This is a genomic window from Marinobacter oulmenensis, from assembly GCF_014201735.1.
GTDB lineage: Bacteria > Pseudomonadota > Gammaproteobacteria > Pseudomonadales > Oleiphilaceae > Marinobacter > Marinobacter oulmenensis.
Genome location: NZ_JACHFE010000003.1, coordinates 63,478 through 83,377 on the forward strand (window position 1 = coordinate 63,478; position 19,900 = coordinate 83,377).

Genomic DNA, 19,900 nt, shown 5'->3' on the forward strand with positions numbered 1-19,900 from the left:
CGGGCCCGTTAGCACATCAACCTACCAGCGGAACAGCACCCAGCTAGGGATCAGCATGTCCGTCTCATCTTCACGAATCCAGCCCCCGCCGTCTGCCGGCACCAGGTAATAGGCGGGCCCGGTTTCCGGGACAACCTTGATTTCGCGCAGCTCGCCGTTCACCCGGTATTCATAGAACACCTTGTTATCTCCCGGGCGGATCACGATCTGCGGCCCCTCTTCCGAAGTCTGGTAGTCGGAGGTAACCACCGGCTCATCGGGAGCCTGTACCTGTGAGTCATCAAGTGATCCTGTCTCCTGAGCCAGCACCTGGAACGGCAAAAGCCCAAGTAGAAAGGCGGAACAGACGATTCGTTTCATATTCATGGTACCCTTTGCGTCATCTTTCTGGTTACAGAGTTGCACAAGCCAACCCACGCTTCAATCAAATCCGGATCTGCCTTGTTATGACTGAGAACAGCACCCCACCTGTGGTACTTGTGGACGGCTCCTCCTATCTGTTCCGGGCCTACCATGCGTTACCGCCACTGACCACCAGCAACAACCTGCCTACCGGAGCCATCAAGGGCGTAACCAGTATGCTCCGGCGGCTGGAGCAGGATTACCCCGGCTCCAAGGTCGTGGTGGTGTTTGACGCCAAAGGCAAAACCTTCCGGCACGAGATGTACGAGGAATACAAGGCCAATCGTCCACCCATGCCGGAGGATCTGGCGGTTCAGATCGAACCCATCCACAACATCGTAAAGGCCATGGGGCTACCGTTGCTGATTGTCCCCGGTGTCGAAGCGGACGATGTCATCGGCACCCTCGCCCACGAAGCCACGAGCAAAGGCATTGACGTGGTGGTGTCCACCGGCGACAAGGACATGGCCCAACTGGTCAGTGACCATGTCACCCTGATCAACACCATGACCGAAACCGCCATGGACCGGGACGGCGTGTCCGACAAATTCGGTGTGGCTCCAGAGCAGATTGTGGATTACCTGGCACTGGTCGGCGACAAGGTGGATAACATACCCGGCGTCAACAAATGTGGACCGAAAACCGCAGTCAAGTGGCTGCAGACCTACGAGAACCTCAGCAACCTGATTGAGCATTCCAGCGAAATCAAGGGCAAGATCGGCGAATACCTCCGGGAAGCCACCGACACCCTGCCGTTGAGCCGCGAACTGGCGACCATCCGTACGGACGTTGAGCTGGACTTCGGCCTGGAGGACCTGACCGATCGCAGGCAGGACGACGAGGCCCTGCTGGGGCTGTTCCGTGAGTATGAATTCCGCAACTGGATCGCGGAACTGGAAAACGCCGACAGCAAATCCCCCGACACAACAGACCCGGCGCCGGTTGAAAAGCCGGAGAAGCGCTACAGCATGGTCACCGACCAGGGCGAACTAGACCAGTGGCTGGAGCGCCTGAAACAGGCCGAACTGTTCGCCTTCGACACAGAAACCACCAGCCTGCGCTACATGGACGCAGAAATTGTCGGACTGTCCTTCGCCATCGAACCAGGCGAAGCCGTGTATGTGCCACTGGGACACGACTACATGGGCGCCCCGGAACAACTGGACCGGGACTCCGTGCTTGGGCAGTTCCGGCCACTGCTTGAGGATCCGACCCGGAAAAAGGTGGGCCAGAATCTGAAGTACGACAAGAACGTGCTGGCCAACCATGGCATCAATCTTGAGGGCATTGCCGAAGATACGATGCTGGAATCCTATGTCTACAACTCCGTGGGCAGCCGCCACGACATGGATACACTGGCCCGGGAATACCTGAACGAAAACACCATCACCTACGAAGCCATCGCCGGCAAAGGCGCCAAGCAACTGAGCTTCAACCAGATCGACCTGGAACAGGCGGCCCCCTATGCCGCGGAAGACGCCGACATCACCCTGCGCCTGCATCAGACACTGAGCCCGAAACTGAAGACTACCGGCCGGCTGGAAGCCGTGTACCGGGAGATCGACCTGCCACTGGTACCGGTACTGTCCCGCATGGAACAGCGCGGCACCCTGATCAATGCCAGCACCCTGCGCCAACACAGCCAGGAACTGGCCGAGCGCATGTCACAGCTTGAAGAGGCCGCCCACGAAGTGGCCGGTGAGGCCTTCAACCTGGGCTCCACCAAACAGTTGCAGGCCATCCTGTACGATAAATTCGGACTGCGGGTAATCAAGAAGACGCCCAAAGGCGCCCCGTCCACCGCGGAGCCGGTCCTGCAGGAACTCGCTCACGAGCACGAACTGCCCCGGCTGATCGTCGAGCACCGAAGCCTCAGCAAGCTCAAGTCCACCTATACCGACACCCTGCCGGAGCTGATTCATCACCGCACCGGGCGGGTCCACACCTCCTATCATCAGGCAGTGACGGCCACCGGCCGGTTGTCGTCGTCGGAACCGAACCTGCAGAACATCCCGATCCGTACCGAAGAAGGCCGGCGCATCCGCCAGGCCTTCACCGCGCCGGAAGGCCGCAAGCTGGTGGCTGCGGACTACTCCCAGATCGAACTGCGCATCATGGCGCACCTGTCCGGCGACAAGGGCCTGCTGAACGCCTTTGCCCACGGCGAGGACATTCACCGCGCGACAGCTGCGGAAGTCTTCAACGTCAGCCTGGAGGAGGTGAGCAGTGACCAGCGCCGCAGCGCCAAGGCCATTAACTTCGGCCTGATCTATGGCATGTCCGCGTTCGGGCTGTCCCGGCAACTGGAGGTGGACCGCAAGACTGCCCAGCACTACATTGACCGCTACTTCGAACGCTACCCGGGCGTGCTGACCTATATGGACAACATCCGCAAACAGGCCCATGAAGATGGCTTCGTGGAAACCCTGTTTGGCCGGCGCCTGTACCTGCCGGACATCAATGCCCGCAACAAACAGATGCAGCAGGCCGCCGAAAGAACGGCCATCAATGCCCCCATGCAGGGAACCGCGGCGGACATCATCAAGCGCGCGATGATTGAAGTGGATAACTGGCTGCGCCAGGAGCACCCGGACGACGCGATCATGACCATGCAGGTCCACGACGAACTGATTATCGAAGTGGAAGAGTCTGCTCTGGATAAAGTCCGGGAAGGACTGATCCAACGCATGTCGGCGGCAGCCGAACTCGATGTGCCCCTGCTGGTTGAAGCCGGCGTAGGCGACAACTGGGATCAGGCCCACTGAACCACCGCAACCGCCCTTTTTCTGTCCGTGGTCCGCGACCATGCACGGAAACAGGGCGGCCACCCCCCTTCCGATCATCGCCCCGACACTGATTTAGCCAGAATTCCGACAACGGCACGAAAGATGCTTTGGCCTGCCTATGCGGGGATTTATCCCCTCGGTAGCAAACGCAATGCGAGGCCTGTCATGAATACTGCAACGAGTGAACGCAGCTGGCTGTTTGACCCGGCGCTATTGAAGCTCGTACACCAGTGCCGGCGGTTAATCCAGTCGGAATTCGGGGTAAAGCTTCACCTCAACGAGGCCAACCTGGAAGAGAAACTGGCGGAGTATGCCGCCAAGACCCGCTCCAGGCACCTGGTACATACCTGGGAAGTGCTCAAGCAGCGCGTACCGGAACTGGAAGCGCCCGACGAGGACGAGACCCTGAAAACCTATCGTGGACAGCCGATTGCCGAGGAACCGGCACAGAAGAGGGCAAGCGAGGAAGAGGATGCCAGCCGTCCCCGGCACAACAAGGTGATTTACCGGGGACGAGTGGTCGGCTGAGCCCGCTAGGCGGACTCAGCCACTCCAACAATCAACAGGGCTTTAGAAGGCCTTGCTGACCTGAACGGAAGCACTCCAGGCGCTGAGGTCGTACTCGGCATCGTAGCCTGAGTTCGGATCCTGCGGATTGCGCTCGGAGCCATTGGAGGTCAGGACGTACGTACGGTCGCTGACTTCAGGATCCTCGTCGAAGATGAGGGTGCCCACGGCCGCATCCACGGTCCACCCGCTGTTAGCATCTTTCCACTGGGTCCCAAGCGTCAGCCAGTGACGATCAGCGGAAGGAATACGGGCCGTCAGAATTTCATCAACCGGTGACTCGTCGTAAGCATAGCCGGCCTTCAACTGCCACGCAGGCGTCGCCTGCCAGATCGCCCCCACATTGTACTGCCAGGTATCTTCCCACTCTTCCGGGATGTGAGTCAGTTGCCCCGGCTGGCCACCCGGGCTCTGAGAAGTCAGTGGCTCACTGGAATCGCGGCCATAGATATCCAGAGCTTCGAAGCGGCTCCATTTGGCGTAGGTTGCGCCTGCCAGCAGGGTGATGTCATCAGTCAGCTTATGACTAAAGCCCGCTGAAATACTTTCCGGAATGTTGAGAGGAACCCGAACCGGCTCTTTGGAATTCAGAGGCACGGCAAAGCCACCAGTCTGGGCATTGGCCACGGAGACATTAGTGAATTCGGCATCCCCCTCAAGCTCCAACTCCGTACCTGTCTGGAAAGTCAACCCGAGCTGAGTGCGCTGGCTCAGATCATAAAGGAAGCCAACCTGGAAGGTAACACCGACATCATCACCCTCAATATTGGCATAGCCTTCCGAGGTAGCCCCTGGGCCAGTGCCTGAAGGAGCGTTGAAGTTAGTTCCGGAGTTGTCCATGTACCGGGAAAGCGTACCTTCGGCATACATGATATTCATTCCCACACCCATGGACAGCCCCTGCCCATTATTGATGGAGAAAGACGGGGCAAACGAAATCACAGACAGCTCAGTTTCATCGGCATAGAAGCGGCCAGCGAAATCATTGTCGTAGTCCGCTGCCAGCCCATAAGGGGCGTGCAGAGCAAAACCAACATCCACTGAGTCGCTCACTTCATGGGTGAAGAAAACGCTCGGCAGCACGGCGGGGTCCGCAATGTCGCCACCATCAGATCCACTGACAGGCTGGCCCAACTGATTGGTCGCTTCGATGGTGTCGCCCTTGGCTTCAGCATCAATGTCCAGCACAGACGCACCAAACGACAAGTTGGTACCAGACAGCTTGCTCATGCCTGCGGGGTTGAAAATTACGGTACTGGCATCTGCAGCATAGGCGGCGGAGCCAGCATTGGCGTAGCCCATGGTGCTGGCGCTCTGTTCGTTCAGAGAGAAACCACCCGCCATGACGCTGGCTGGCGCTGCTACGGCGGCCAGCGTTGCCAGACGGACTGCTTTTGCGAGGGTATTGGTATTCTTGTACATGCTATCTCCTTTATCAGTCACGGGCGGGAGTATCGCAGTACAAAGAGAGCACCTCAACTGCATAAAACAAACGTTTGAATGCTATTATGTAACTTTTTGTATCAATGGCTTGGCCAACGGCTGCCGCCATTCAATCATCCTGTATCGACAACTTGTCCACCGACGATGCCAACTGATCCGCGCCCTGGGCATCGGCCCCCAGTTTGATCATCAGGCGCAGATCGTTCGCGGAGTCCGCATGCGCCAGGGCATCCTCGTAGGTGATCGAGCCCTCGGCGTAGAGCTTGTACAGAGCCTGGTCAAAGGTCTGCATGCCCGCTTCGTTGGACTTGGCCATCAGCTCTTTGAGCTTGTGCACCTCCCCCTTGCGGATAATGTCCGCGGCCAGAGGAGTATTGATCAGCACCTCAATCACTGCCTTGCGGCCCTGACCATCCGGTGTGGGGATCAACTGCTGGGCCACGATGGCCTTGAGGTTCAGTGACAGATCCATCCATAACTGGTTGTGCTGCTCCGGCGGGAAGAACTGGATGATCCGGTCCAGCGCCTGGTTGGCGTTGTTGGCGTGCAGGGTGGCCAGACACAGGTGGCCGGTTTCGGCAAACTGCACGGAATACTCCATGGTCTGCTTGGTGCGCACCTCGCCGATCAGGATGACGTCAGGCGCCTGACGAAGGGTGTTTTTCAGGGCCACCTCAAAACTCTCGGTGTCGATGCCCACTTCCCGCTGGGTCACGATGCAGCCCTGGTGCTGATGGACAAATTCGATCGGGTCCTCGATGGAAATGATATGGCCACGGCTGTTGCGATTGCGGTGGCCAAGCATGGCAGCCAGCGAGGTCGACTTACCGGTACCGGTGGCGCCCACAAACATCACCAGACCCCGCTTGGTCATGGCCAGATCCTTGATGATTTCCGGCAGCGACAGATCATCGATCTGCGGAATCTTCACTTCGATACGGCGCAAGACCATGCCGCACAGGTTGCGCTGGAAGAAGGCCGACACCCGGAACCGGCCGATGCCCCTTGCGCTGATGGCGAAGTTGCACTCGTGAGAGGTGTCAAATTCTTCCCGCTGTCGCTCGTTCATGGCCCCATAGACCAACTCCCGGGTCTGCTCCGGAGTCAGCGCGCTCTTGGTAATCGGGAGCACCTTGCCGTGAACCTTCATGCTGGGCGGCACACCTGCCGTGATAAACAGGTCCGAACCACCCTTTTCCACCATCAGCCGCAACAGTTTTTCGAATTCCATTTGGTTTACCTACATTGTTTTCCAAGCCGGATGCAAAGATGAATGAAGCCGCCTTTGCTCACCATTATGGAGCCGGCAAACGCCAAGGCTTACAGGCGCGGTTGGCTCCAAGTCAGCAGCCTAACCCATTTTAGAAATTATCCGGCATCTTCGCCTTCGCCCGCGCCGCGTCACGGGAAATCAGGCCTTTCTGCAGCAGCCGCTCCAGGCATTGGTCCAGCGTCTGCATACCCAGTGAGCCGCCGGTCTGGATGGACGAGTACATCTGGGCAATCTTGTCTTCCCGGATCAGGTTCCGGATGGCCGGGGTTCCGAGCATGATTTCGTGGGCGGCAATCCGGCCGCCGCCCATTTTCTTCATCAGGGACTGGGAGATAACCGCCTGCAGGGATTCCGACAGCATGGAACGGACCATGGACTTCTCTTCGGCCGGGAAGACATCCACTACCCGGTCAATGGTCTTGGCCGCCGAGGTGGTGTGCAGGGTGCCGAACACAAGGTGGCCGGTTTCCGCCGCGGTCAGCGCCAGGCGGATGGTTTCCAGATCCCGCAGCTCGCCGACCAGGATGATGTCAGGGTCTTCCCGCAGTGCCGAACGCAGCGCTTCGTTGAAGCCCAGGGTGTCCCGGTGCACCTCACGCTGGTTGACCAGGCATTTCTTGGAGTCGTGCACGAATTCGATGGGGTCCTCAATGGTGAGGATATGCTCGTAACGGGTGTCGTTGATGTAGTCCATCATCGCCGCCAGCGTAGTGGACTTACCCGAACCGGTCGGGCCGGTAACCAGCACCAGGCCCCGGGGCACCGAGGAGATGTCCTTGAAAACCTGGCCCATGCCCAGATCATCCATGGTCAGGACTTTCGAGGGGATGGTCCGGAACACGGCGCCGGCGCCGCGGTTCTGGTTGAAGGCGTTAACACGGAAGCGGGCGACGCCCGGCACCTCAAAGGAAAAGTCGGTTTCCAGGAACTCCTCGAAATCCTTGCGCTGCTTGTCGTTCATGATGTCGTACATCAGCCCGTGGACTTCCTTGTGCTCCATGGGCGGCAGGTTGATGCGACGCACATCACCATCAACACGAATCATCGGGGGCAAGCCGGCGGACAGGTGCAAATCAGACGCACCCTGTTTCACCGAAAAGGCAAGCAGTTCAGTAATATCCATAGGATTCCTCGGAGGGCTTTTTCTTTTGGTCCAGAAGCGGCAAACTCACCGTATGAGCAGCATAGCAGACAACATCGGGAGCGTAACCCGACGCATACAAAAAGCAACAGAGCTTGCCGGGCGAGCGCCCGACAGTGTGCGCCTGTTGGCAGTCAGCAAGACCCGCCCACCGGAAGATCTGCGCGCTGCGGCCGACGCCGGGCAGACGGCCTTTGGCGAGAACTACCTTCAGGAAGCACTCGACAAGATCGAAGCACTGGCCGATCTGGAAGGCCTGGAGTGGCACTTTATCGGCCCCATCCAGTCCAACAAGACCCGAGCCATCGCCGAATCCTTTGCCTGGGTTCACAGCGTGGACCGGTTGAAAATTGCCCGCCGCCTGAGCGACCAACGCCCGGAGCACCTGCCGGCCCTGAACATCTGCCTGCAGGTGAATATTGACGGGGAGCCGAGCAAATCCGGCTGTTCCGTGGCGGAACTCCCCACGCTGGCAGAGGCGATTGGCAAACTCGATAATCTGAGCCTGCGGGGCCTGATGGCCATTCCCGATCCGGCACGACCGGAAGGCCCATTGCGCCAGAGCTTCCACCGGCTGGCGTCAGCCCTTGAGGACCTGCGCCTGGCACACCCGGACGCCGGCCCCCTGGACACCCTCTCAATGGGGATGTCCGGTGATCTGGAACTGGCGATTGCCGAGGGAGCCACCTGGGTGCGGGTTGGCTCGGCGCTTTTTGGCCCCCGGCCACGGAAACAGGAATGAGACAAGCGCTTCCTGCTATGATGCAGGACCTGACGAATTCATTGAACAAGCCCTGGAGTGAATCTTGAGCAAATCTCCCACCATCTCGTTCATCGGCGCCGGCAACATGGCCAGCGCCATCATCGGCGGCATGCTGGAAAATGGCTACCAGGGCGGCGATATCTGGGTCAGCGCCCCGGATGACAACCACCTGCAGTCGATACGCAAACGCTTTGGCGTCAGTGTGACCACCGACAACCGCCACTGCGCCCAGCAGGCCGACATGATCGTGCTCGCCGTCAAACCCCAGGTGATGGCGGACGTCTGCCGGGACATTGCTCCGGTGGTCCAGAACACCCGCCCCCTGATGGTCTCAATCGCCGCCGGCCTGACCGCCGACACCATTGATCAGTGGCTCGGTGGCGGGCTGCCGATGGTTCGGGTTATGCCCAATACCCCCTCACTGGTTGGCAAAGGCGCTGCGGGGCTGTTTGCCAATGACCGGGTGAGCGAAGAACAGAAGACCATGATCCAGTCGGTCTTCGAGAGCATCGGTTCGGCACTTTGGGTTGACGACGAAAACCTGCTGCACGCGGTGACCGCCCTTTCCGGCAGCGGCCCTGCCTATTTCTTCCTGATGCTGGAAGCCCTGGAATCGGCCGCCACAGAGGCAGGCATCGCCCCGGAAACCGCCCGGGAGCTGGCCATCCAGACCATGGCCGGCGCTGCAGAGATGGCCGGGCGCAGTGAACACGACCCGGGCCAGCTCAAGCGTAATGTCATGTCACCCGGCGGCACCACGGAACAGGCCATCAACACCTTCGAGGAAGGCGGCCTGAGAGAGCTGGTGAAAAAGGCTTATGGTGCTGCCTTTACCCGTTCCGGGGAAATGGCCAAAGAGCTTGCGGACAAACAGTAACCGATAACGGAGACACGGCTTCATGCTGGCAGACATAGTGATTACGATCCTGCTGATCGCGTCCACTTTCTACATGACCATCGTGCTGTTGCGCTTTCTGCTTCAGCTGGCCCGGGCGGATTTCTACAACCCGATTTCGCAGTTTGTGGTCAAGGCCACCAACCCTCCGTTGCGGCCGCTCCGGCGCATCATTCCGGGCCTTGGCGGTATTGACGGTGCCTCGCTGGTGCTGGCCATCATCATCCAGGCCATTACCTTTTTCCTGATCCTGATCGCACTCAATGGTGGTATTCCGGCCATTAACCCGATCACTCTGCTGGTCTGGGCGGTGCTGAACGTGCTCAGCCTGATCGTGAAGATCTACTTCTGGTCCGTGATTGCGGTGGTCATTGTCAGTTGGATTGCCCCCCAGAGCGGCCACCCGGCGATCCAGTTGGTAGCCCAGATTACCGAGCCGGTCATGCGCCCGGTGCGCAACATCATGCCGTCCATGGGCGGCCTGGATTTGTCACCGATCATTGTTTTCCTGATCCTGAACGTGATATCCGTAGTCATCGACCACATGAAAGTGGCTGCCGGCCTCGGATCGATCGGGTTGGGAATGTAGCCGGAAACCGGGCAAAAGGACGCTCCGATGAAGCAGCAGGGAACACTGTCACAGCAGGTGGAGGCGTATGATCGCTGGAAACAGGATCTGACCCGGCAGATTGGCCGGTACCGGCTATGGCTGCAGAACAACGATCTGTTCTCTGACGACATCGGCGCCCGCATCCGCAACGGCCTGGAGCTGCTGGCCCGGGATGAACTGACCATCGCCTTCGTCGGTGAATACTCCCGGGGCAAAACCGAGCTGATCAATGCGCTGTTCTTCTCCGACTATGGACAGCGCATGCTGCCCTCGGAGGCCGGCCGCACCACCATGTGCCCGACCGACCTGTTCTTTGACCGTGAAAGCGGCGAAAACTATCTGGCCCTGCTCCCCATTGAAACCCGCACCGGCGACCTGTCACTCCAGCAACTGGGCACCCAGGCAAACCAGTGGCAGACCTACCCCCTGGATGACCACCATCCGGATACCATGCGGGATGTTCTGTCTGAAGTGGCGCGCACCCTGAGCGTTAGCCCGGAGTACGCCCGGGATCTGGGCTTTGATGAGGCCATGCTGGAGCATGACCGTAGCAACCCAGGCAAAGTGCTGGTCCCTGCGTGGCGACATGCCCGCATCAGTATCCGGCACCCGCTGTTCGAGCAGGGCCTGAGAATCCTTGATACCCCGGGCCTCAATGCCCTGGGTTCGGAACCCGAACTCACCTTCAGCATGCTGCCCCGCGCCCACGCCATCATCTTCGTACTCAGCGCGGACGCCGGCGTCACCGCCAGCGATATGGCCATCTGGAAAGACCACATCGACATTGACCAGGCCGACCACAGAGCCGGCCGCTTTGCAGTGCTGAACAAAGTGGATGTGCTGTGGGACGATCTGCAGGGTGAAGAACACACCCGGGAAGCCATCGAGCGCGTGCGCGCCTATACCGCTGATCACCTGGGCATCCGCGGGCGGGACGTAATCCCGCTGTCCGCCAAGCAGGGTCTGCTGTCCAAGGTCCGCGGTGACCCGTCGCTGTTTGAGCGTTCAAACATCGACCAGCTCGAGCAGGTCATCATCAAACGGATCCTGACCTACAAGGAACAACTGATCACCCAGCATCTGATCAATGATCTGCTGGGCATGCTCCAGAACAGTCAGGCAACCCTGGAGTCCCGCCTGAGCAACCTGGAAGAAGAGTACGACGCCTGCTCCGGGAGCACCACTGACAAAGCGGCAATGGCGCGCCTGGCCGAGCGGGCACAGAAGGATTATGACTTCTACAACCGCAAGCTGATCACGCTGCGCTCTTCCCGGCGGCTGATGGATTCCCAGGGCGAGATGCTCACCAACATGGTCAGCGAAGCACGCTTTGAGGACTACGCCGCCCGAATCCGCCGCTCGATGTCGAAAAGCTGGACCACTGCCGGCATGAACCGCGCCATGGAGCAGTTTTTCGAGTGGCTGGAAAACGATATGACCAACCTGCTGGGCGAAGGCCACCTGGCCGAAAAAATGGTTTCCGCCATCTACAATCGCTACAACGGCGAGAATGGAGTCCACCACCTGGAACCTGTGCCCCTGCGGGCCGGTCGCCATGTCATCGCCATCCGGGAACTTCGCAGGAAAGCCCGGCGTTTCCGCGTCAGCCCGAAGAACCTGCTGACCGAACAGTCCGTTCTGGTCCGGCGTTTCTTCAACGTGATGGTTGGCGAGGCGCGCACATTGCACGCACGCATTCGGGCCGACGTGGAACGCTGGCCCCATCAGGCCCTGCTGCCTATCATGCAGAATACACTGGAGCACAAGCAACTGCTTGAACACCAGATCCGCCGCCTCCGGGACGTGGCCCGCAGCGACCGCGACAACCGGGCTGAGCGTGAGCGGCTGGATCAGACCATCACGGATCTCAAACGACAGCTTGCCATAATCACCGTCATGAGTCGCCAGATCCGCAAGCCGGCACCCTCCATGATTCAACAGAAAGTGGTCAATCTGTCCGGCGCCGTATAGGCCCGCATGTACGGTCGGCCGGTTGCAGCCGCCTGGTCCCGGATTTAAACTGCCAGACCGGCGCCCAAAAGCGCCCTCTCCATGGCTTGCGCCAGCCACTTGTGGACCGGACAGGAATTCATCACACCCATGCCAGATTCCGTGCCCTCGGATTCTGTGGGCATTGTCAGCCCCCAGACCATTGCCTTTAACACACCACTCGAACTGGCTTGCGGCCAGACGCTTGAGGAATACGAGCTGGTGGTGGAAACCTATGGCACCCTGAATGAGGATGCCAGCAACGCTGTACTGATCTGCCATGCGCTCAGCGGCCATCACCATGCCGCAGGTTACCATTGTGCGGATGACCGCAAACCCGGCTGGTGGGACAGCTGCATTGGCCCGGGCAAGCCCATCGACACCAACCGCTTTTTCGTGGTCAGCCTGAACAACCTGGGCGGCTGCCATGGTAGTACCGGCCCCTCGTCGATCAACCCGGCCACAGGCAAACCCTACGGCCCGGATTTCCCGGTGATTACCGTCACCGACTGGGTCCACAGCCAGGCCCGACTGGCTGACCGGCTTGGCATCCAGCAGTGGGCTGCGGTGGTGGGCGGCTCCCTGGGCGGAATGCAGGCCATGCAGTGGAGCCTGAGTTACCCGGACCGGCTACGCCACGCGGTCATTATTGCCTCCACCCCCAAATTGAGCGCACAGAACATTGCGTTCAATGAAGTCGCCCGCCAGGCCATCACCTCGGATACCGAGTTCCATGATGGCCGCTACTACGATTTCGACACCGTACCGCGCCGGGGGCTGATGCTGGCCCGGATGGTCGGACACATCACCTACCTCTCCGACGCCTCCATGGGCGAAAAATTCGGCCGGGAACTGCGTGAGGAGGCCTTCAAATTCGGCTACGACGCCGAATTCCAGGTGGAGAGCTATCTGCGCTATCAGGGCGAACGCTTCTCGGAAACCTTTGATGCCAACACCTACCTGCTGATGACCCGGGCCCTGGACTACTTCGACCCGGCCTGGCATACCGAAGGGGACCTGGCGCGGGCACTGACGCCGGCAACCTGCGAGTACCTGGTCCTGTCGTTCAGCACAGACTGGCGGTTTTCGCCAGCCCGATCCGAGGAAATGGTCAACGCCATGATCTCCGCGCGCAAGAAAGTCAGCTACGCAGAAGTGGACGCGCCCTGGGGGCATGACGCCTTCCTGATCCCGACACCGCGTTACACCGACATCTTCACCGCCTACATGGGCCGGGTAGCAAGGGAGACAGGCGCATGAGACCGGACCTTGAGATCATCCAGCAATGGGTCCAGCGCGGCCAGCATGTCCTGGACCTGGGCTGCGGCGATGGCACCCTGCTCGATTTCCTGCAAAGGGAACGCGGTGCCAGTGGCTTCGGCCTGGAAATCAACCCGGAACACATCACCACCTGCATGGGTCGGGGGGTCAGCGTTATCGAACAGAACCTGGACTCTCAGGGACTCGATAACTTTGACGACGGCATGTTCGATGTCGTGCTGATGACCCAGGCCCTGCAGGCGGTCCGACGGCCGGACCGGGTAATTGAGGAAATGCTGCGGGTTGGCCGGGAAGGCATTGTCACCTTCCCCAACTTTGCCCACTGGCGACTGCGCTGGGGGCTGACCCTGAGCGGCCGGATGCCAGAATCCAACGCCTTGCCGTATAAGTGGTACAACACCCCCAACATCCGCCTGTGTACCTTCAAGGACTTTGAGGCGCTGTGCAAACAGAAAGGCATCCGGATCAAGAGCCGGCGGGTGGTGGACGGCCAACACCAGAACAGCTGGCTGGCTCGGCTCTGGCCAAACCTGCTGGGCGAAATTGCCATTTACCGCATTACACGGGAGGAATCATGATGATCACACAAGCCAGAACCCTGCTACTGACGCTGACAACCGCACTGCTGTTGATCGCAGGGCCGGCCCAGGCGGACCGCAAGGATTTCGGGGACTACCAGGTTCACTGGAGCGTATTGCCAAGCACTTTCCTGGCACCGGAAGTTGCCGAGGCCAACAACCTTCAGCGCAGCCAGGGCATCGGCATCGTCAACATCTCGATCATGACGGAAGACGAAAATGGCCAGCCCCAACCGGTCAGCGGTCAGGTGGAAGGCCAGGTTTCCAATGATATCCAGCAAGTGAAATTCATGGCCTTCCGTCGGATCCAGGAAGGCGACGCGGTGTACTTCATTGCACAGTACCCTTACCAGTCCGGTGAGCTGATGACCTTCAATATCACAGCCCGCCCAAGCGGCGCTGACAAAGAGCTCCCGATCCGTTTTGCACACACCCTGTTCAGCGACTGATGCCATGAGCCAGAAACTCGTTATCGCCAGCAACAATCAGGGCAAGATTGCCGAACTTCATGACCTGCTGCAACCTCTGGGCCTGGCCCCCGTTGCCCAGGGCGAACTGGGCGTCCCGGAAGCCGAGGAGCCGGCGGTCACATTTGTCGAAAATGCCCTGCTCAAGGCCCGCAACGCCGCCCGCCATACCGGCTTGCCCGCGCTTGCCGATGACAGCGGTCTGGCGGTGGATGCCCTGGACGGCCAGCCGGGCGTGCGTTCAGCACGCTATGCCGGGCCCGATGCCACCGACGCAGACAATGTCCAGGCCCTGCTTGAGGCCCTTGAAGGCCTTCCCGAGGAACAACGGGGCGCTCAGTTTCACTGCGTGCTGGTGTATCTGCGACACGCGGATGACCCCACGCCCATCATCTGCCATGGCCAATGGCCCGGCCGGATACTGACCGTTCCCATGGGCGACGGCGGTTTTGGCTACGACCCGGTGTTCTACGTGCCGGAATCCGACTGCAGTGCCGCCCAACTGACCCGGGAACAGAAAAGCCGGGCCAGCCATCGAGGCCGGGCGCTCGCCGGGCTTCTGGAGCAGCTCCGGCACCATGGCTGACCCGAACGCCGCTGCCGGGCCGGCGGCGGTGTCACCGCCGCTGAGCCTGTACGTACATGTGCCCTGGTGCGTGCGCAAATGCCCTTACTGCGACTTCAACTCCCACGCAGCCGACGGAGAGATTCCCGAACAGGCCTACCTGCAGGCGCTGCTGGACGATCTCGATCAGGACCTGGCGCTGGCAGACGGCCGCCCGATCGAGAGTGTTTTCATTGGCGGTGGCACGCCGTCGCTGCTCAGTGGTGACTTCTACCGGAGCCTGTTCACACAACTCAGGGAGCGACTGGCGTTTTCGTCAACAGCGGAAGTCACCCTGGAAGCCAACCCGGGCACACTCGAAGCCGGCCGTTTCGAGCAGTTCCGGGAGGCCGGTATCAACCGCTTATCCATCGGCGTACAGAGCTTTAACGCGGCCCATCTGCGGACTCTCGGACGCATCCATGATCCCGAGGCGGCCAGCCGGGCCATCGAAGCCGCAAAGGCCGCGGGCTTCGACAACTTCAATATTGACCTGATGCACGGCCTGCCCGGCCAGACTCCGGAACAGGCCCTAAGCGACCTGCGCACAGCCCTGTCCCACCAACCGCCGCATCTGTCCTGGTACCAGTTGACCATAGAGCCCAACACCGAGTTCTACTCGAGGCCACCGGCACTGCCCGAGGACGACGGATTGTGGGAGATTTTCAGCCGGGGCGCGGAGGAACTGCGTCGCGCGGGCTTCCGGGATTACGAGGTGTCAGCCTGGAGCCTGCCCGGCCACGAGAGCCGGCACAACCTGAATTACTGGACGTTTGGCGATTACCTGGCGCTGGGCGCGGGCGGACACGGCAAAATCAGCCTGCAGGACGGACGCATTCTCCGCTACTGGAAAACCCGCCAGCCGGCCGCTTACCTTAACCGGATCGGTTCACGCACCTCCGGTACCGAAGACATCGCACCTGACGAACGACCGCTGGAGTTCATGATGAACGCGCTGCGCCTGCACGAGGGTGTCGATGAGAGCCTGTACCGGGCCCGTACAGGTTTACCCCTGTCATCAGTTGCGGTAAAACTGGAAGAACTGCGGAATCAGGGGCTGCTCACCAACCATCGCATTCAGGCGACCGATCAGGGGCAGCGCTATCTGAACAGTGTGCTGGAGCATTTTCTCTGATGGATACAGAACACCACCATACCCTGTTGCCCAAACGCCCGATGGGAGTGCCCATGAAGGTATCCGTGGTGGTGTCCGCCGGGCTGCTGCTGATCCTTCTGGCATTGAACCAGCCGCTGCACTCTTCCGCAGCCCCTCAGGGCATGATCAGCTTCCAGCTGGCAGCCACTGCTGAACAGGCTCACGCCATTCTGCGGGGCTGGAATGACAGCGAGCTGACCCTGGCCCGCATGGCGCTGTGGCTGGACTTCCTTTTTATCGTTGCCTACCTGGCTACACTGCTACAGCTCACGCGCCTGTGCACCCGTGACCGCCCCGGGGTCCGGGAGCGGATGATCGCCCGTGGCGTCAGGGTGCTGTTTGTGGTCGCGGGCCTGAGTGATGCTGCTGAGAATATCGCGCTGCTGAATAACCTGGGGCCGGCCACCGACTCCATGAGCCTGACCGCCTCTCTGCTGGCGCTGACCAAGTACACGGGCCTGATGCTCGGGGCTGCCGGTCTGGTCGTCGTCCGGGCCTCCCGGCGTCACCCGCTCAGCCCGTCGGCCTGAGCCGGGCGATGCCAGGCGCCGGCATCAGTTGGTGCGGTAGAACAGCAGGTCCCAGACGCCGTGGCCCAGATTTTCGCCCCGCTTCTCGAACTTGGTGATCGGCCGGTCGTCCGGGCGCGGTGAATAACCACCGCTCTCCTGCACATTGGCAAAGCCTTCCGACTCACTCATCACTTCCATCATGTGCTCGGCGTAGTTTTCCCAGTCGGTAGCCAGGTGCAATACGCCGCCCACCCGCAGTTTATGGCGGATGCGCTGGATAAACTCGGCCTGAATCAGCCGGCGCTTGTGGTGCTTCTTCTTCGGCCAGGGGTCCGGGAAAAAGATCATGACCCGGTCCAGACAGGCGTCCGGCAGGCAGAGGTCGATGACATCATTGGCATCGATGTTGTAAACCCGGACATTGTCCAGGCCGCGCTCATCCACCTCCTTGAGCAGCGCCCCGACGCCGGGCAGATGAACCTCGACACCGATAAAATCCTGCTCCGGCGCCGCCTCTGCCATTTCCACCAGCGACTGGCCCATGCCGAAACCGATTTCCAGATTGAGCATGTTGTCACGGCCAAACACCTGGCGCGGGTCGATCATGCCGTTCTCGCGGGACAGTCCGTACTTCTGCCAGTTCCGGTCATAGGCTTTCTTCTGGCCCTCGGTCATCCGGCCCTGACGCAGGACAAAACTCCGTACCCCTCGGCGAGTGGTCACCGGATTGTCACCGGTCTCTTTCTCGTCAGTCATACTTTACCCTTAACCGCGACAGCGGATCTGATCTGCTGGAATTTACCGATAGTCTACCAGAGTCCCGGAAAGAGTCAGGCGGAAACGTTGGCGCCCTGCCCCTGCTGACGATCAAGCTGCCGGTACCCCAGCGCTTCCACCAGGTGCTGCCGCCGGAGATGATCCGAGCCATCCAGGTCTGCCAGGGTGCGAGCCACCCTCAGAATCCGGTGCAGGGCCCGGGCGGACAGCCCCAGACGCTCCATGGCGCTGGTGAGCAACTGCTCACTCCCGGCGTCCAGACGGCAGGCGTCCTCGAGTCTGCGGCCGGCGAGAAACGCATTCAGCACACCGCGCCGGTTCTGCCTGGCTCTGGCCGCCAACACCCGTTCCCGGACCCGGGCCGTTGTTTCCCCGGGCTCCCCCGGGCCGAGCAGTACGTCCCCGGTCTGCACGGGTACCTCCACATGCAGATCAAACCGGTCCAGTAGCGGCCCCGATATCCGGGCCCGATAGCGCATCACCTGGGTGGGCGTACACTGACACTCAATACTGGGGTGGCCACTGTAACCACAGGGGCAGGGATTCATGGCTGCCACCACCTGGAACCGGGCCGGGAAAGTCACCTGCCGGGCGGCCCGGCTAATGACGATTTCACCGCTTTCCATTGGCTCCCGCAGCACCTCCAGAACCCGTCGCTCAAACTCCGGCAATTCATCCAGAAACAGCACGCCACGATGAGCCAGGGAAATCTCGCCGGGTCTGGGGCTGCTGCCACCACCCACCAGGGCCACGGCCGAGGCAGTATGATGAGGGGAACGGAAAGGTGGCTGGCGCCAGCCCCCGGACTGAAGAGACTGGCCTGCAACCGAGTGGACACTGGCCACTTCCATCGCGGCGGCGTCATCCAGGGCCGGCAGGATACCCGGCAACCGGCTGGCCAGCATGCTTTTGCCGGTGCCCGGAGTGCCGAAAAACAGAAGGTTATGAGCTCCAGCCGCCGCCACCTCCAGCGCCCGGCGGGGCACCTGCTGCCCCCGCACGTCCGCCAGATCCGGCATGGCGCCCGGGTCGCCCTGGGCCGCTCCCGGCTCAGAACGCGCCAAAGGCACCAGGCGGGCGCGACCGTGAAGGTGCTCACAAACCGCCAGAATATGGCTGGCCGCCAGAACATCCCCGTCACTGATCAGAGCAGCCTCGGCCGCATTGTCCTGGGGCACCATCAGAGCACGGCCTGCCTCACGGGCCGCCAGTATGGCAGGCAACGCTCCCTTGATCGGTCGCAACCCGCCGTCCAGGGACAGCTCCCCGAGAAACTCCGTGTTTTCCAGAGCTTGCGCCGGGATCTGGCCGGACGCTGCCAGAATGCCGAGCGCGATGGGCAGATCAAAGCGGCCACCCTCCTTCGGCAGGTCGGCGGGCGCCAGATTGATGGTGATGCGTCGGGCAGGAAATTCAAAACCGGCATTGAGCAGGGCACTGCGCACCCGATCCTTGCTTTCGCGCACACCGGTTTCCGGCAGACCAACGATGGACAGGGCGGGCAAACCGCCTGACAGGTGCACCTCGACGGTGACCGGGGGAGCAGACACGCCAAGAACGGCGCGGGAATGAACAGTGGCAAACATGACAACCTTCCGTGGCAACAGTCGCTGGGCCCGCCACGTCCTGTGGCAGGGCAGGATGCATTACGACTCGCGCTGGGCTTCCAGTTCGGCTACGCGCTTTTCGAGGGCATCCACTTTTTCCCGGGTTTTCTCCAGCACGGCCTGCTGGGCGTCGAATTCCTCCCGGGTCACCAGTTCCAGGCGAGACAGCATGGTCATGGCGGCAGCACGGGCCTGCGCCTCAAAGTCGTCCCGGGCCGCTCGGGCCATATCCGGAACGAACTGGCCAAACTGGCCCTGTAGCTGGGCAAAAATGTCCTGTGGCCCCTTCATTGAGCACCTCTATTGATCGACGGGATCCGGTTTCACTGTTATCAGACCATTGGCCAAACGATAACACCTGAGAAATCAGTGTATCACAGTGTTGTCCCTGCCATACTGTCGCTGTCCAGCCTATAATGGCGCGACGGAAAAACAGCGCTGCTCTGTTTTGAGCCAGCATCCGCGGCAATGCCCCAAACTGGTGCGAATGAGTGCGCCAAGATGGGACAGAAAAATACTAACAAATTGTTTTTGAAGTCTTTTTTTGCGTTGGCATATACGATGCTATAGCCCTCGTACGCAATCCGCACAATTGATGTGCGAGGTGGCAGCATCCCGACCCCAACAACGGGCCGCCGGGCCCCCAAATTGGGACGGCTTAATAAGGAGAAAGCAATGAAACTTGTGACAGCAATCATCAAGCCTTTCAAATTGGATGATGTCCGCGAGGCACTTTCCGAGATTGGCGTACAAGGCGTGACCGTCACTGAAGTCAAAGGCTTCGGTCGGCAGAAAGGTCATACAGAACTCTACCGTGGCGCGGAATACGTGGTGGATTTCCTGCCCAAGGTCAAGGTTGAAGTTGCCATCGGCGACAACCTCCTGGACCAGGTCATCGAGGCCATCACCAAAGCAGCCAACACCGGCAAGATCGGTGACGGCAAGATCTTCGTGACAGAACTGGCCCAGGCCATTCGCATCCGGACCGGCGAGACCGGCGAGGAAGCGGTCTGATCACAGGCTGAACTGAAACCGGCCAACGCAAAAAT

Annotated in this window: 20 protein-coding genes; 13 read left to right on the plus strand and 7 right to left on the minus strand. The window is 60.5% G+C overall.

From position 1 onward, the window contains the following. Window positions 1-21: 21 nt before the first annotated feature. The gene (locus HNR38_RS06545) at window positions 22-360 is read right to left on the minus strand and encodes a DUF2782 domain-containing protein (protein ID WP_183702003.1); all 339 of its coding nucleotides are present in this window, start codon (window positions 358-360) and stop codon (window positions 22-24) included. Window positions 361-446: 86 nt separating this feature from the next. On the opposite strand from HNR38_RS06545, the gene polA reads away from it, so the two are divergent. Both polA and HNR38_RS06555 read left to right on the plus strand, forming a co-directional pair. Further along, window positions 447-3,167: a DNA polymerase I gene (gene polA, locus HNR38_RS06550; protein WP_183701034.1), complete on the plus strand. Its 2,721-nt coding sequence runs from the start codon at window positions 447-449 to the stop codon at window positions 3,165-3,167. 186 nt (window positions 3,168-3,353) lie between these two features. Next, complete coding sequence (locus tag HNR38_RS06555) at window positions 3,354-3,716, plus strand: hypothetical protein (protein ID WP_183701036.1); 363 nt, start codon at window positions 3,354-3,356, stop codon at window positions 3,714-3,716. Window positions 3,717-3,758: 42 nt separating this feature from the next. Here HNR38_RS06555 and HNR38_RS06560 read toward each other — a convergent pair whose 3' ends face one another. From HNR38_RS06560 to HNR38_RS06570, 3 genes are all read right to left on the minus strand, one after another. Further along, a complete protein-coding gene (locus HNR38_RS06560; protein WP_183701038.1) occupies window positions 3,759-5,177 on the minus strand; it encodes an OmpP1/FadL family transporter in 1,419 nt (472 codons plus the stop codon). A gap of 130 nt (window positions 5,178-5,307) precedes the next feature. Beyond that, window positions 5,308-6,429: a PilT/PilU family type 4a pilus ATPase gene (locus HNR38_RS06565; RefSeq protein ID WP_183701040.1), complete on the minus strand. Its 1,122-nt coding sequence runs from the start codon at window positions 6,427-6,429 to the stop codon at window positions 5,308-5,310. Between the two features lie 130 nt (window positions 6,430-6,559). Continuing rightward, window positions 6,560-7,594, minus strand: a complete 1,035-nt coding sequence (locus HNR38_RS06570) for a type IV pilus twitching motility protein PilT (RefSeq protein ID WP_183701042.1) — start codon at window positions 7,592-7,594, stop codon at window positions 6,560-6,562. Window positions 7,595-7,646: 52 nt separating this feature from the next. Between HNR38_RS06570 and HNR38_RS06575 the strand changes: the two genes are divergently transcribed. The 10 genes from HNR38_RS06575 to HNR38_RS06620 all read left to right on the plus strand — a co-directional run bounded on the left by HNR38_RS06575 (window position 7,647) and on the right by HNR38_RS06620 (window position 16,485). Further along, window positions 7,647-8,354, plus strand: a complete 708-nt coding sequence (locus HNR38_RS06575) for a YggS family pyridoxal phosphate-dependent enzyme (RefSeq protein ID WP_183701044.1) — start codon at window positions 7,647-7,649, stop codon at window positions 8,352-8,354. Between the two features lie 64 nt (window positions 8,355-8,418). After that, window positions 8,419-9,252: a pyrroline-5-carboxylate reductase gene (gene proC / locus HNR38_RS06580; protein ID WP_183701046.1), complete on the plus strand. Its 834-nt coding sequence runs from the start codon at window positions 8,419-8,421 to the stop codon at window positions 9,250-9,252. Between the two features lie 22 nt (window positions 9,253-9,274). Further along, on the plus strand, window positions 9,275-9,859 hold the full coding sequence (locus HNR38_RS06585) for a YggT family protein (protein WP_183701048.1): 585 nt from the start codon (window positions 9,275-9,277) through the stop codon (window positions 9,857-9,859). Window positions 9,860-9,886: 27 nt separating this feature from the next. Next, entirely contained in the window at window positions 9,887-11,851 is a 1,965-nt protein-coding gene (locus HNR38_RS06590) for a dynamin family protein (protein ID WP_183701050.1), read from the plus strand. Window positions 11,852-11,980: 129 nt separating this feature from the next. Then, complete coding sequence (gene metX, locus HNR38_RS06595) at window positions 11,981-13,129, plus strand: homoserine O-succinyltransferase MetX (protein ID WP_183701052.1); 1,149 nt, start codon at window positions 11,981-11,983, stop codon at window positions 13,127-13,129. After that, the gene (gene metW / locus HNR38_RS06600) at window positions 13,126-13,728 is read left to right on the plus strand and encodes a methionine biosynthesis protein MetW (RefSeq protein ID WP_183701054.1); all 603 of its coding nucleotides are present in this window, start codon (window positions 13,126-13,128) and stop codon (window positions 13,726-13,728) included. The genes metX and metW overlap by 4 nt, the downstream gene beginning before the upstream one ends. Further along, window positions 13,725-14,177, plus strand: coding sequence for a DUF4426 domain-containing protein (locus tag HNR38_RS06605; RefSeq protein WP_183701056.1), 453 nt, complete (start codon window positions 13,725-13,727; stop codon window positions 14,175-14,177). Before metW ends, HNR38_RS06605 begins: the two co-directional genes overlap by 4 nt. A 4-nt stretch (window positions 14,178-14,181) precedes the next feature. Further along, entirely contained in the window at window positions 14,182-14,781 is a 600-nt protein-coding gene (gene rdgB / locus HNR38_RS06610; protein ID WP_183701058.1) for an RdgB/HAM1 family non-canonical purine NTP pyrophosphatase, read from the plus strand. Further along, window positions 14,774-15,934, plus strand: coding sequence for a radical SAM family heme chaperone HemW (gene hemW / locus HNR38_RS06615; RefSeq protein WP_183701061.1), 1,161 nt, complete (start codon window positions 14,774-14,776; stop codon window positions 15,932-15,934). Before rdgB ends, hemW begins: the two co-directional genes overlap by 8 nt. Continuing rightward, complete coding sequence (locus HNR38_RS06620) at window positions 15,934-16,485, plus strand: hypothetical protein (protein WP_183701063.1); 552 nt, start codon at window positions 15,934-15,936, stop codon at window positions 16,483-16,485. Before hemW ends, HNR38_RS06620 begins: the two co-directional genes overlap by 1 nt. 24 nt (window positions 16,486-16,509) lie before the next feature. Here the strand turns inward: HNR38_RS06620 and trmB are convergent, their stop codons facing one another. From trmB to HNR38_RS06635, 3 genes are all read right to left on the minus strand, one after another. Then, on the minus strand, window positions 16,510-17,223 hold the full coding sequence (gene trmB, locus HNR38_RS06625) for a tRNA (guanosine(46)-N7)-methyltransferase TrmB (protein WP_183701065.1): 714 nt from the start codon (window positions 17,221-17,223) through the stop codon (window positions 16,510-16,512). Window positions 17,224-17,297: 74 nt separating this feature from the next. Next, on the minus strand, window positions 17,298-18,830 hold the full coding sequence (locus HNR38_RS06630) for a YifB family Mg chelatase-like AAA ATPase (RefSeq protein ID WP_183701067.1): 1,533 nt from the start codon (window positions 18,828-18,830) through the stop codon (window positions 17,298-17,300). A gap of 60 nt (window positions 18,831-18,890) precedes the next feature. Then, entirely contained in the window at window positions 18,891-19,142 is a 252-nt protein-coding gene (locus HNR38_RS06635) for an accessory factor UbiK family protein (protein WP_183701069.1), read from the minus strand. Window positions 19,143-19,526: 384 nt separating this feature from the next. On the opposite strand from HNR38_RS06635, the gene glnK reads away from it, so the two are divergent. After that, the gene (glnK, locus tag HNR38_RS06640) at window positions 19,527-19,865 is read left to right on the plus strand and encodes a P-II family nitrogen regulator (RefSeq protein WP_183701071.1); all 339 of its coding nucleotides are present in this window, start codon (window positions 19,527-19,529) and stop codon (window positions 19,863-19,865) included. Window positions 19,866-19,900: the final 35 nt, after the last annotated feature.